Source organism: Pseudoalteromonas sp. 0802, from assembly GCF_013350085.1.
Taxonomy (GTDB): domain Bacteria; phylum Pseudomonadota; class Gammaproteobacteria; order Enterobacterales; family Alteromonadaceae; genus Pseudoalteromonas.
Genome location: NZ_JABVXE010000026.1, coordinates 19914 through 31816 on the forward strand (window position 1 = coordinate 19914; position 11903 = coordinate 31816).

The 11903-nt window shown below is 42.4% G+C and carries 11 protein-coding genes; 9 read left to right on the plus strand and 2 right to left on the minus strand.

Going from position 1 to position 11903, the window contains the following annotated elements; translation table 11 throughout:
* Nucleotides 1-54 precede the first annotated feature (54 nt).
* Nucleotides 55-1188 carry a CsgG/HfaB family protein gene (locus HUS61_RS19655; RefSeq protein WP_166340667.1) on the plus strand — a complete coding sequence of 378 codons (1134 nt, stop codon included), beginning with the start codon at nucleotides 55-57 and terminating at the stop codon, nucleotides 1186-1188.
* Nucleotides 1189-1232: 44 nt separating this feature from the next.
* On the opposite strand, the gene HUS61_RS19660 is transcribed toward HUS61_RS19655, so the two are convergent.
* Nucleotides 1233-1733 (minus strand): hypothetical protein, encoded by a 501-nt coding sequence (locus HUS61_RS19660; protein WP_054554823.1) that lies wholly within the window; start codon nucleotides 1731-1733, stop codon nucleotides 1233-1235.
* Nucleotides 1723-2466, minus strand: a complete 744-nt coding sequence (gene deoC / locus HUS61_RS19665; protein WP_175083493.1) for a deoxyribose-phosphate aldolase — start codon at nucleotides 2464-2466, stop codon at nucleotides 1723-1725. The genes HUS61_RS19660 and deoC overlap by 11 nt, the downstream gene beginning before the upstream one ends.
* Nucleotides 2467-2737: 271 nt before the next feature.
* On the opposite strand from deoC, the gene cysG reads away from it, so the two are divergent.
* The 8 genes from cysG (at nucleotide 2738) to HUS61_RS19705 (ending at nucleotide 11443) form a co-directional block, all read left to right on the plus strand.
* Nucleotides 2738-4159, plus strand: coding sequence for a siroheme synthase CysG (gene cysG / locus HUS61_RS19670; protein WP_175083494.1), 1422 nt, complete (start codon nucleotides 2738-2740; stop codon nucleotides 4157-4159).
* Nucleotides 4160-4194: 35 nt separating this feature from the next.
* Nucleotides 4195-5094 (plus strand): sulfate adenylyltransferase subunit CysD, encoded by a 900-nt coding sequence (gene cysD / locus HUS61_RS19675; protein WP_054564008.1) that lies wholly within the window; start codon nucleotides 4195-4197, stop codon nucleotides 5092-5094.
* The gene (gene cysN, locus HUS61_RS19680) at nucleotides 5094-6518 is read left to right on the plus strand and encodes a sulfate adenylyltransferase subunit CysN (RefSeq protein ID WP_175083495.1); all 1425 of its coding nucleotides are present in this window, start codon (nucleotides 5094-5096) and stop codon (nucleotides 6516-6518) included. Before cysD ends, cysN begins: the two co-directional genes overlap by 1 nt.
* Before the next feature lie 32 nt (nucleotides 6519-6550).
* The gene (locus HUS61_RS19685) at nucleotides 6551-8278 is read left to right on the plus strand and encodes an SLC13 family permease (protein WP_175083496.1); all 1728 of its coding nucleotides are present in this window, start codon (nucleotides 6551-6553) and stop codon (nucleotides 8276-8278) included.
* Between the two features lie 14 nt (nucleotides 8279-8292).
* Nucleotides 8293-8889, plus strand: a complete 597-nt coding sequence (gene cysC / locus HUS61_RS19690; RefSeq protein ID WP_058586654.1) for an adenylyl-sulfate kinase — start codon at nucleotides 8293-8295, stop codon at nucleotides 8887-8889.
* Nucleotides 8890-8892: 3 nt separating this feature from the next.
* Nucleotides 8893-9663, plus strand: coding sequence for a 3'(2'),5'-bisphosphate nucleotidase CysQ (gene cysQ / locus HUS61_RS19695; protein WP_175083497.1), 771 nt, complete (start codon nucleotides 8893-8895; stop codon nucleotides 9661-9663).
* A 172-nt stretch (nucleotides 9664-9835) separates the two neighbouring features.
* Nucleotides 9836-10027 carry a hypothetical protein gene (locus HUS61_RS19700; protein ID WP_055022144.1) on the plus strand — a complete coding sequence of 64 codons (192 nt, stop codon included), beginning with the start codon at nucleotides 9836-9838 and terminating at the stop codon, nucleotides 10025-10027.
* Nucleotides 10028-10180: 153 nt separating this feature from the next.
* Nucleotides 10181-11443 carry an aromatic amino acid transport family protein gene (locus HUS61_RS19705; RefSeq protein ID WP_175083498.1) on the plus strand — a complete coding sequence of 421 codons (1263 nt, stop codon included), beginning with the start codon at nucleotides 10181-10183 and terminating at the stop codon, nucleotides 11441-11443.
* Nucleotides 11444-11903 lie beyond the last annotated feature (460 nt).

The following is an 11903-nucleotide window of genomic DNA, read 5'->3' on the forward strand; positions in this document are numbered from 1 at the left end:
AAGCCCATAGTGCGGCGTTATTTACTGCATGAGATATAAGTTAAGGAAAGTCATATGCTCACCAAAACACACAAAGCAATTTCGATTACGTTACTTGCTGCGGCACTGACTGCATGCCAGAGTACTTCGACAACCACCAGCAATACCAATAGCCCAGATATAAACGAAGTTGCACAGCAGCAATACAATGGCCCAAAAGCTCGGATCGCTGTTGCCCGCTTTACTGATAAATCAAACGATTCACGTTGGTGGCGTAAAGAAATTGGTGAAGGTATGGCCGATCAACTCACAACGGCATTAGTCAGTACTAATCGCTTTATTGTTTTAGAGCGACAAGCACTTGATGCCGTGCTATCAGAACAAGACCTTGCTGTGTCAGGCCGTGTGAGTGCAGCTTCTGGTGCTGCTTATGGTGAAATAGAGGGAGCCGAAATTGTTGTGGTTGCCGCAGTTACAGAGTTTGATGATGACAACTCAGGCACTCGTGTCGGCAGTGGTGGCTTTATCGGCGATGTATTTAGCTCGGTATCGGCGGGTTTTTCAAGTTCCCACATGGCGATAGATTTACGCTTAATCGACACGCGTACTTCACGTATTTTAGCCGCTACCAGTGTTGAGGGTGGCAGTAAAGATTTTGACTTTACATCTGCTGCTACCAATTTTGGTGGCGCACTCGTTGGTGGTAACTTAAGTAGCTGGTCAAACACACCAAAAGAAAAAGCATTGCGCGAAGTGATCGTAAAAGCTGTTGAGTTTTTAGAATCAAAAGTGCCAACAACTTATTATCGCTATAATAGTGATAACACCATTGCAGCTGGCCATACAGCCCCTGCACCACTAAAAGTAACCGCAGCTGCAGCTCCTGCTAAAGCGCCAGTTGCATCGGTTAGTGTTCCAACTCACAGAATGCCTTACTACGAAAAAACTGACTTAGCGATGTCACGACTGAACTTGGTTTGTTTGGGTTATTTGAAAAGGCAGCCTCACTACGAAGAATATGAAATAGAAGACGTAGAGTACGATGAAGCAACCGTGATTGCGCTCACTGAGTATCAGCAAGAAAAAAAGCTAAAAGTGACAGGCCTTGCTGATGAGACAACTAAGAAGTCTCTTGATGATTCAGGGTGTATTGCCAAAACGAACAAATCAAGTTTAGAAAGCTTTGGCAGTATGTTTAAATTTAACTAAGCAAACTAACAGCCAGTGCCAGCACTGGCTGTTTAACCCCTTAGTTATAAAATTTGTAATAACTCACCACGATAAAAGTCACATAACAACCAAATTTGTTGAAATGGATGTTGCTTAGGTACATCAAGGTGAGTAAGTACTGACTTAAAATCATCAAGATGCCATATAGTACTGGCATTTCGAATTAATAACCAAGGCTGAGTAGACTCGTAGTGTTTCTTAGCTTTTTGTGCCAGCAAGCGATGTAAAGCACAGTGCAAACGCTCGTTACTCGGTGCTAAAGCCATTTCAGCAAGATCTCGTTGCATTGAGATAGACAGCGGCCGACCTAACACCGCCATTGCTTCTGTTTCGCTGGCATATAAATGTGCGACTTCAATATCAAGCCGTTCATCACCTTTATAACAACTCACGTCTGGTTTGCTCGGCGTGTTATGCCAAATATTACGCATACTTACGCCAAACTGCTTTTCGTAACAGCGCAAAAACAACTTTGCTGCGCCATGCTCCAGCGCTATTTTTTCTTGTTCACTTTCACGATTCATTTAATGTTGCATACACATCTTTTAATAACCCAGAAGCGCCAAAACGAAATAGCTCAGGTTGTAAATACGCTTCACCCATAATTGACTCAGCTAGGGCTAGATACTCAGCAGCATCGGTGACTGTTCTGACCCCGCCTGCCGCCTTAAAACCAACCTTTTTGCCACTCGCTTTTATGCTGTTCAACATGATGTCTGTTGCAGCTAGCGTTGCATTAACAGCCACTTTACCTGTACTGGTTTTAACAAAGTCAGCGCCGCCATCAATTGCTAGTTTAGTTGCTGTTTCAATGAGGTCATCGTTTAATTCACCACTTTCGATAATGACTTTAAGCTGCGCTTGAGTACCACATGCCTCTTTTGACGCTTTGACATACTCTAAAACTTTGCGCTCATCACCACCAATAAGCGCTTTGTAGGGGATCACTAAATCAATTTCATCAGCGCCGCGTTCAATGGCAAATAAGGTTTCATTTAACACTTGCTCTAACGGTTGCTCCCCACTAGGAAAGTTAGTAACTGTAGCCACTTTGACTTGCTGTAGTTCACGCTCAGCGAGAGCAAGCTTAGCGTCACTGACAAACTGGCTATACACACATACCGCTGTAGGAATGCCTAACGTTGGCTCAATACTGGCAACCAAGTTATTAATGGTTTCTGTTGTGTCGCTGTCATTCAGAGTTGTTAAGTCCATCAGTGCCACCGCTTGGGCAGCGCTTGTTTGCATTTTAGTCATAGCTCTTATATTTGTGTTGCCATATTAGTGACCTATAGTAGCAAATTTTTATCATTCGGCTATAAATCATAACTAATCACCATAAGGCTGCTTATTTACTTGTAACTCGTCGCAATCCCTTGTTAACTAAGTCTTAAGCCAAAACAAACCACCTGGTATAACTTTTAGTTATATAAACTTGGTTTTAATTATTTTTTACTTTTTTTAGAGCACTATATTCTGCTTGCCTGCAATAAGCAGTTTATTGATGTGTTTTAGGGGTGAGAACAAAGTGCAATATTTACCAATCTTTACCAAATTAGACGACAAACCTGTGCTGGTAGTCGGCGGTGGAGATGTCGCATTACGCAAATGCCGTGCGTTTTTAAAAGCGCGTGCTCATGTGACGCTAGTCGCCCCTGAATTTTGTGATGAACTTCGAGAACTTGCTGAGAAAGGTGATGTAACACTCATTAACGACTTTTTCAAAGAACAGTATTTAGATCAGCAAATGCTGGTAATCGCTGCAACTGATATAGACAGCGTTAACAAAGATGTGTTCGAACTTGCTAATGCGCGCAATATTTTCGTTAACGTGGTGGATGATCAACCTAAGTGCAGCTTTATTTTTCCATCAATTGTTGACCGTGATCCAATCACAATTGCAATTTCAAGCGCAGGCACAGCGCCAGTATTAGCACGTCGTTTACGCGAAAAACTCGAAACGCTTATTCCACAGCATATAGGTCCACTCGCTACATTAGTTGGTAGCTTTCGTGACAAAGTAAAACAACGCTTTAAACACTTTGCTGACCGCCGCCAGTTTTGGGAAGGCGTATTTGATTCATCAGTTGTAAGCAAAGTCCAAGCGGGAAATACCGAAGCTGCAACAGCGCAGTTAGAGCAATTGTTAGATGCAAAGCCAGAACCAGAAGGCGAAGTGTATGTTGTAGGTGCAGGCCCAGGTGACCCTGAGCTATTAACCTTAAAAGCACTGCAGTTAATGCAACAAGCCGATGTGGTGGTATATGACTACTTGGTTTCTGATGAAATTATGGATTTAGTACGCCGTGATGCCGACCTAGTTTGCGTAGGTAAAAGGTTAGGCGATCACAGTGTGGCGCAAGAAGATACCAATCAGATGTTGGTCGATTTTGCCAAGCAAGGCAAAAAAGTATGCCGTATTAAAGGCGGCGACCCGTTTATTTATGGTCGTGGTGGTGAAGAAGTACAAGTTCTTGCCGCGAATAAAGTGCGTTACCAAATCGTACCGGGTATTACTGCTGCTGCAGGTTGTAGCGCTTATGCAGGTATTCCACTTACTCACAGAGATCATGCGCAAGCCATTCAGTTTGTAACGGGTCACTGTAAAAAAGATGGTCAAGAATTAGATTGGCAGTCACTTGCCAAGCCAAATCAGACCTTAGCGATTTATATGGGAGTGATTAAATCACCGCATATTCAAGCACAACTATTAAAACATGGCCGCGGTGCAGATACCCCCGTTGCCATTATCGAAAACGGCACACGTAAAGAACAACGTGTGATTACAGGGCAATTAGGTGAGCTGGCTGATTTGATTTCACGCCATAGCATTATCTCACCCGCCTTATTAATTATTGGCGAAGTTGCATCATTGCATCATCAGCTTGCATGGTTTGGTCAAACAGAGCAAACCAGCAGCTTTGCCCAGCCAATTACTGGCGTAGCTTAATTTAACTTTTAATCATTTTAGTAGGACGACTAACAATGGCTTTAACACACCTTCAGCAATTAGAAGCTGAAAGTATCAAAATCATGCGCGAAGTTGCTGCTGAGTTTGAAAACCCGGTGATGCTTTACTCAATTGGTAAAGATTCATCAGTGTTATTACACTTGGCGCGTAAAGCGTTTTATCCAGCAAAGATCCCATTTCCACTTTTACACGTTGATACCAACTGGAAGTTTAAGGAAATGATCGAGTTTCGTGACCGCCTAGCTAAAGAGTATGGCTTTGATTTAATCGTCCACAAAAACCCTGAAGGGTTAGAGATTGATATCAATCCATTTGTACACGGCTCAGCAAAGCACACCGACATCATGAAAACGCAAGGCTTAAAGCAAGCGTTAGATAAATACGGCTTTGATGCTGCGTTTGGTGGGGCACGCCGTGACGAAGAGAAATCACGTGCTAAAGAGCGTGTTTACTCATTCCGTGACAAACACCACAGATGGGATCCAAAAAACCAACGTCCAGAGCTTTGGAATACATATAACAGCCAAGTTAACCCGGGTGAAAGCATTCGTGTATTCCCGCTATCTAACTGGACTGAACTTGATATTTGGCAGTATATCTACCAAGAAAACATTGAAATGGTTCCACTTTACCTTGCCAAAGAACGCCCTGTCGTTGAGCGTAACGGCACGCTAATCATGGTTGATGACGAGCGTATGCCATTAGAAGAAGGTGAAGTACCACAAATGAAATCTGTCCGTTTCCGTACCCTTGGTTGTTACCCGCTGACAGGTGCTGTGGAATCAAATGCAGGTACCTTAACTGAAATTATTGAAGAAATGCTGCTTTCAACCTCTTCTGAGCGTGAAGGCCGCGTGATTGATCACGACTCTGCTGGTTCAATGGAAAAGAAAAAACGTGAGGGCTATTTCTAATGTCTAAAACAAACGACACGATTAATGAAGTAAGAGAGTTAGGTATCGACGCCTACCTTGCACGTCAACAAGACAAAAGCCTTTTACGCATGCTGACTTGTGGTAGTGTGGATGACGGTAAATCAACGCTGATTGGCCGCCTTTTACATGACAGTCACCAAATTTATGAAGACCAACTTGCCGCCCTGCATAAAGACAATGAAAAAGTTGGTAATGCGGGTGAAGAGCTTGATTTAGCACTTCTTGTAGATGGTCTTCAAGCTGAACGTGAGCAAGGTATTACCATTGACGTTGCTTATCGTTACTTCTCAACAGCAAAACGTAAGTTCATTATTGCAGATACGCCAGGACATGAGCAGTACACGCGTAACATGGTAACCGGTGCATCAACCAGTGATGTGGCGATTATCTTAGTTGACGCTCGTTACGGCGTACAAGTACAAACTAAGCGTCATAGCTTTATCTGTGACTCACTAGGTATTAAGCAGTTTGTTGTTGCTATCAATAAGATGGATATCGTCGATTTCGATGAAACCGTATATGAGAAAATCAAAGCAGATTATCTTAAGTTTGCAGAGCAACTAAACGTTACCAATATCAAGTTTGTGCCTATGTCAGCGCTTAAAGGTGACAACGTAGTTACACGCTCAGAGCACACACCTTACTACACTGATAAACCACTACTTGAGTTACTTGAAGACTCACCAGCTGCAGAACTTGATAACGGTTTTGAAGCACGTCTTCCGGTGCAATATGTTGTACGCCCTAACTTAGACTTCCGCGGCTTCCAAGGTACTTTAACCTCTGGCAAGTTCAGCGTGGGTGATGCGGTAAAAGTATTACCATCAGGTAAAAGCTCAAGCATCAAAGAGATTGTGACTTTCGATGGCAACTTAGATACAGCTGAAGCAGGTCAAGCAATTACCTTAACATTAAACGACGAAATTGATATCAGCCGTGGCGATGTGATTGTACCTGCAGCCTCAAATGCTGCTGTTACAAACCGTATTCAAGCTAAATTAGTATGGATGCATGAAGCGCCGCTTGTATTAGGTAAAAGCTACAACTTTAAGTTAGGCAGCAAAAATACCTCGGCAGTGGTAAGAAAAATCGATCACACGATTGATGTAAATACCCTTGAGCATGGTCAAGCAGACTCATTACAACTTAACGAAATTGCTATTGTAACCTTAGAGCTTACAGAAACAATTTTGGCTGATGAGTACCACAACAACCATGAAACAGGTGCGTTTATCCTAATTGACCGCCTATCAAACCTAACCGTTGCGGCAGGTATGATTGAGCAATTACTTAGCACTGAAGAACAACAAAGTAGCTTTAGCGACTTTGAAGTTGAATTTAATGCCTTAGTACGCAAGCACTTCCCTCATTGGCAAGCGCTTGATATAACTAAGCTTAAATAATCACTATTCGCCTGTTATAGGAAGTAAAAAGCATGTATCAACAGCTGGTATTAACAGGCATTATGCTGGTATTAGTGGGGTGCCTTTTTGGCACTCGACTAAAACCTGCATGGTTATTTGTCGGCGCCATTGGTATTAGTTATTTAGCAGGGCTGATAAGTCTTGAAGATATGCTTATTAACTATGCAAACCCTTCTTTAATTACCCTTATTCTACTTGTACTCGTTTCGATAGCTGTAGAAAAAACCACCTTAGTGCAAAAACTTGCTCAATCTCTTTCGAAAGGCAGCCTGACAAGTTCGGTGACCAAGCTTGGTTTATCAACCGCCTTTTTGTCATCATTTACTAATAATACAGCGGTAGTGGCATCGCTGATCAGCGCGATAAAAGAAAGCCCGACACACTCACCGTCTAAGCTTTTATTACCTTTGTCGTACACTGCTATTTTAGGTGGCACTATCACCCTGATTGGTACTTCAACCAATTTAATTGTTAATGGCTTTGCCGTTGAAGCGGGCATGGAGCCACTTGGTTTTTTTGATTTTACTTTGATTGGTTTAGGCGCATTGAGCGTTGGCCTTATCACTATTTTAGTGATGCTCAGATATTTACCAGATAACGGTAAAAATAACCAAGAAGTGGTGCCCTTTTACCTTGAAGGTAAAGTAGAAACCGGCTCAAAGCTAATTGGTAAAAGTGTTGAGGAAAATGGCCTTCGTGAATTAAAAGACTTGTTCTTAGCTGAAATTATTCGTGGTGATAAACGTATTTGTGCGGTTACGCCAAAACAAGTTATCAAAGAAGGTGACGTATTACTTTTTGTAGGTGATATAAAGTCTGTGCCTCTGCTTACCCGATTTGATGGCTTAAAAGTTGTTCACGACAAACATGAGAAAGATGTCGAGCACCTAGTTGAAGTCGTTGTTAGCCATTCTTCAAAATACATTGGTAAAACAATTAAAGAAGTTCGCTTTCGTGAACAATTTCATGCAGCCGTTATTGCTATTCGCCGCGGCCATGACCGTTTACAAGGCGGCTTAGGTAAAGTTCAATTGCAAGCGGGTGATTCATTGATCCTTGCGCCTGGCAAAGAGTTTTACTCGCTACCTAATTTAAAACGTGAGTTCGTTTATATATCAGGCCTTGATTTACAAACTCATTTAAAACCTAAGCAATCAAATATTGTGTTAGCAAGTTTTGCTGCCGTATTGGGGTTAAGTATTGTTGGCCTAGTACCATTAGTTAAGGGCCTACTCGTTCTTCTTATCGGTTTAATGCTAACAGGCACAATCAAGCTAAGTGAAGTAAAACGTCGTTTTCCGATTGAGTTACTCGCAGTAGTGGGTAGTGCTATTGGCCTTGCCAAACTCATGATAGGCACAGGCCTTGCCGGTGAAATTTCATCAGCCATGTTATACGTATTAGGTGATTTCGGGCCTTACGGGGCATTTATCGCAATATTTTTAATGACGGTTTTATTTACCGAACTCATTACCAATAATGCCGCTGCCGCGCTTTCATTTCCGGTAGCGTATGCACTCGCCGTTGGTTTTGATGTATCACCTTTGCCCTTTATTATGGCTGTCGCATTTGGTGCATCGGCTAGCTTCATTTCGCCATTTGGTTATCAAACTAACTTGATGGTTTACAGTGCGGGAAATTACCGCCTTAAAGATTACATTGCCATGGGCTTACCTTTATCGATTATTTACTCGATTACAGTATTAATACTTATACCACTGGTATTCCCATTTCAATAACGAGAGTAAAGACAATGGATGAAAATATCGTTTGGCATAATTACGCCATTAGCAAATCACAGCGTAGTGAGCAAAAAAAGCATAAGCCTACCATTCTATGGTTCACTGGTTTTTCAGGTTCAGGCAAAAGCACAGTTGCGAACGCACTAGAAAGCGCATTAAATCAATTAGGTGTTCACACCTATCTACTCGATGGTGACAATGTGCGTCATGGCTTGTGTAAAGATCTTGGCTTTACTGATGAAGACCGCGTGGAAAACATTCGCCGCGTCGGTGAAACTGCAAAACTAATGGTCGATGCCGGTCTTGTGGTATTAACCGCATTTATTTCGCCATTCCAAAGCGAACGCGATATGGTAAGAAACTTAGTAGAAGATGGTGAGTTTATTGAGGTATTTTTAGATACCCCGCTGGACGTGTGTGAAACCCGAGATCCTAAAGGGCTTTATAAAAAAGCGCGAGCAGGTGAAATTAAGCACTTCACAGGTATCGACTCAGACTATCAAATCCCTACATCGCCAGAAATTAAAATCGATACTAGCAAAAACACCCTAGACCAATCGGTGCAAGAGCTGGTAGCGTATTTAAAACAACAGCAAATTATAGGTTAAGTCATGAATCAAACGGAACTGCTAGAAGAAATCTTACTCCTCGCACGCCAAGCCGGTAGCGCAATAATGGGGATTTACGAAAAGGACTTTAATGTTGAGTACAAAGCTGATGAAAGCCCAGTGACCGACGCCGACCTAGCAGCTCACAAAGTGATTGTGAATGGCTTACAAAATCTTACCCCTGATGTACCAATTCTAAGCGAAGAAAGCGCTGATATTAGCTGGGATATTCGTCAAACTTGGCACCGCTACTGGTTAGTAGACCCAATTGATGGCACCAAAGAGTTCATTAAAAAAAATGGCGAGTTTACGGTAAACATTGCCTTGATAGAAAAAGGTAAACCGGTATTAGCTGTTGTTGATGCACCAGCATTAGGTGTGTCGTATATTGCCGCAGAAGCAATAGGTGCCTTTAAAGATAAAGGTGATGAACGTATCGAACTTAAGGTAACTCGTAAGCCAAATAAAGGGCTTATCCGTGTTGTCGGCAGCCGTTCACACCCTTCTCCAGATTTAGCTGAATTTGTAAAACAGTTTGAAGATGTAGAAATGGTTTCAAAGGGAAGCTCGCTAAAACTTTGTCTGGTTGCCGAAGGTAGTGCAGATATATACCCACGCCTTGGCCCAACCTGTGAGTGGGATACCGGAGCAGGTCATGCGATTGCCGAAATAGCAGGCGCAACGGTTAGCAAACTCGATGGCAGCCCACTACTGTATAACAGTAAAGAAGAGTATCTGAATCCGTATTTTGTCGTATCGGCATTGCAGAACTAAAAGCGTTCCGTTAAATATCGTAGGCTGGGTAGAGCGTAGCGAAACCCAGCATCTATCCTGTAATCTTAACCCTAGCCCCTTTAATACTCCTTATTTTACAATCAGTTTAACCTAGCCAATAAGCCTTTGTTCCTATAGTATTTTGCTCTCTCAAACTATTAAAGGAATAACCATGACGACTGTTGAAAAAGCAATTGAAGCCGGCTACGAGGCCCAAATTAGCGCACTATATAAAGCCCTTTCACAAGGAGTGCTTGCCGCTAATGGCGATGAAAGCGAAATCACAGCAGCTGAGGCGCGTTTTAAAAAGGGTTTAGCATTTGCCGCAGACATTAAAGCCCGCGCACTTGCAGCCGCAGAATAAATACCCCAACTGGGCTTTCTAAATAAGCCCAGCTCTCTTCCTTTGTAAGTCTCTCCTTACAGCATAGTTATCTAAATACAACGCTAAAACATGCATTCTTAGTTGCTTTTCTATATGCTGCGCGACAATTATTATTCTAATAGTGGAGTGCTAATGAACACACATCAAGATGCTATGCCGTATGATGCATCGACAACAAGTAGTAACTCAAAATGGAATCTTCATGACACCCAATGGGTTTTAAGTTTATTTGGCACCGCAGTTGGTGCAGGGATCTTATTCTTACCAATTAATATCGGTATCGGCGGATTTTGGCCTTTGATTATCATGGCATGCCTTGCCTTTCCGATGACCTACTTAGCTCACAGAGGTTTAGCCCGATTTGTTTTATCATCAAAAAAGCCTGAAGCGGATTTTACCGATGTTGTAGAAGAACACTTTGGCATTAATGCAGGGCGCTTAATATCTTTACTGTATTTTCTCTCTATCTTCCCTATCTTACTTATTTATGGTGTTGGATTAACCAATACTGTTGATAGCTTTATCGTTAATCAATTAGGTATGGAATCTCCACCACGCGTACTGTTATCTGGTGTGCTCGTTGGCGGTATGATTAGCTTAATGCTAGGTGGCGAAGCATTGATGTTACGTGCTTTTGCAATCCTTGTTTATCCGCTTGTCGCCATCTTGTTTTTCTTATCGATTTACTTGATCCCAAGCTGGCAAATGCCAGATGTATCTGTCCCTGAGTTTTCAGGCTTCATGAAAACACTTTGGTTATCAATACCTATCATCGTATTCTCATTTAGCCATGCAGCAGCAATATCAAGCTTTGTACATGTACAGCGTGCTCACTATGGCAACAATGCTAAAATGAAATCAGAAGCAATTCTAAAGCGCACCAGCTTATTATTAATTGTGTTTGTTTTACTGTTTGTATTCTCGTGTGTGCTGTCACTATCTACTGAGCAAATGGTACAAGCAAAAGCTGATAACGTGTCTATCTTGTCATTCCTTGCCAATATCACTGATAACTCGTTTATTGCGACCTTAGGGCCATTAGTTGCCTTTATTGCGATTACCTCTTCGTTCTTAGGTCACTTCTTAGGTGCCCGTGAAAGCTTTAATGGTCTTGTTAGTAAGCAAGCCCATATGAACCCTAAACTCGTCGATAAGATTGGCACTGTTATCATGTTCTTCGCTATTTGGTATTGCTCAGTGATCAACCCAAGTATTTTAGACATGATGGATCAGCTATCAGGCCCTATCATCGCCATGATCCTTTTCATCATGCCGATGATTGCCGTTTATAAAGTACCTAGCTTACACAAATACAGAAACCGCTTAAGCACACTGTTCGTATTAACAGTTGGCTCTCTAGCCGTATTTGCGCTTATCTACAGCATGATTAAGTAATCTCATCATTGCTAGATATAGAAGCCCAGCCGGGAAACCCGCTGGGCTTTTTTGTCCCTTAGATGTGAGAGTGAAGTTAGCGAGAGTAAAGTTAGCGAGGGGAAAGTTGAAAGAGTAAAGTTTGGAAGTCTGGCGTAGGTTGGGTAGAGCGGAGCGAAACCCAACATGAGAAGAGCTATCAGCTTTCAGCCGTCAGCGATCAGCCGCGTGGTGTGGGTGATTGTTGCTGCGTCTTCCTCTGGCTCTAGGTTCTAGGCTCTAGGCTCTAGGCTCTAGGCTCTAGGCTCTAGTACTTCATCACACAAGTTCTGACTAGTTGAGGGCACCATAAGCCCTCTCAAGTTTTTCACGAGCTGATTCAACATTAAATAGCCAGTTTATACTTGTTCTTTCTTTATTCCTGCTCCATTCCCAGGCCGCGAGTTCTGTCTTTAGTTCTTCCATACTTGCTATACGTCTA

Coding starts and splice junctions, on each gene's coding strand:
- HUS61_RS19655 (WP_166340667.1), top strand. CDS start 55: ATGCTCACCAAAACACACAAAGCAATTTCGATTACGTTACTTGCTGCG.
- HUS61_RS19705 (WP_175083498.1), top strand. CDS start 10,181: ATGAACACACATCAAGATGCTATGCCGTATGATGCATCGACAACAAGT.
- deoC (WP_175083493.1), bottom strand. CDS start 2,466: ATGACTAAAATGCAAACAAGCGCTGCCCAAGCGGTGGCACTGATGGAC.
- cysN (WP_175083495.1), top strand. CDS start 5,094: ATGTCTAAAACAAACGACACGATTAATGAAGTAAGAGAGTTAGGTATC.
- HUS61_RS19660 (WP_054554823.1), bottom strand. CDS start 1,733: ATGAATCGTGAAAGTGAACAAGAAAAAATAGCGCTGGAGCATGGCGCA.
- cysD (WP_054564008.1), top strand. CDS start 4,195: ATGGCTTTAACACACCTTCAGCAATTAGAAGCTGAAAGTATCAAAATC.
- cysQ (WP_175083497.1), top strand. CDS start 8,893: ATGAATCAAACGGAACTGCTAGAAGAAATCTTACTCCTCGCACGCCAA.
- HUS61_RS19700 (WP_055022144.1), top strand. CDS start 9,836: ATGACGACTGTTGAAAAAGCAATTGAAGCCGGCTACGAGGCCCAAATT.
- cysC (WP_058586654.1), top strand. CDS start 8,293: ATGGATGAAAATATCGTTTGGCATAATTACGCCATTAGCAAATCACAG.
- HUS61_RS19685 (WP_175083496.1), top strand. CDS start 6,551: ATGTATCAACAGCTGGTATTAACAGGCATTATGCTGGTATTAGTGGGG.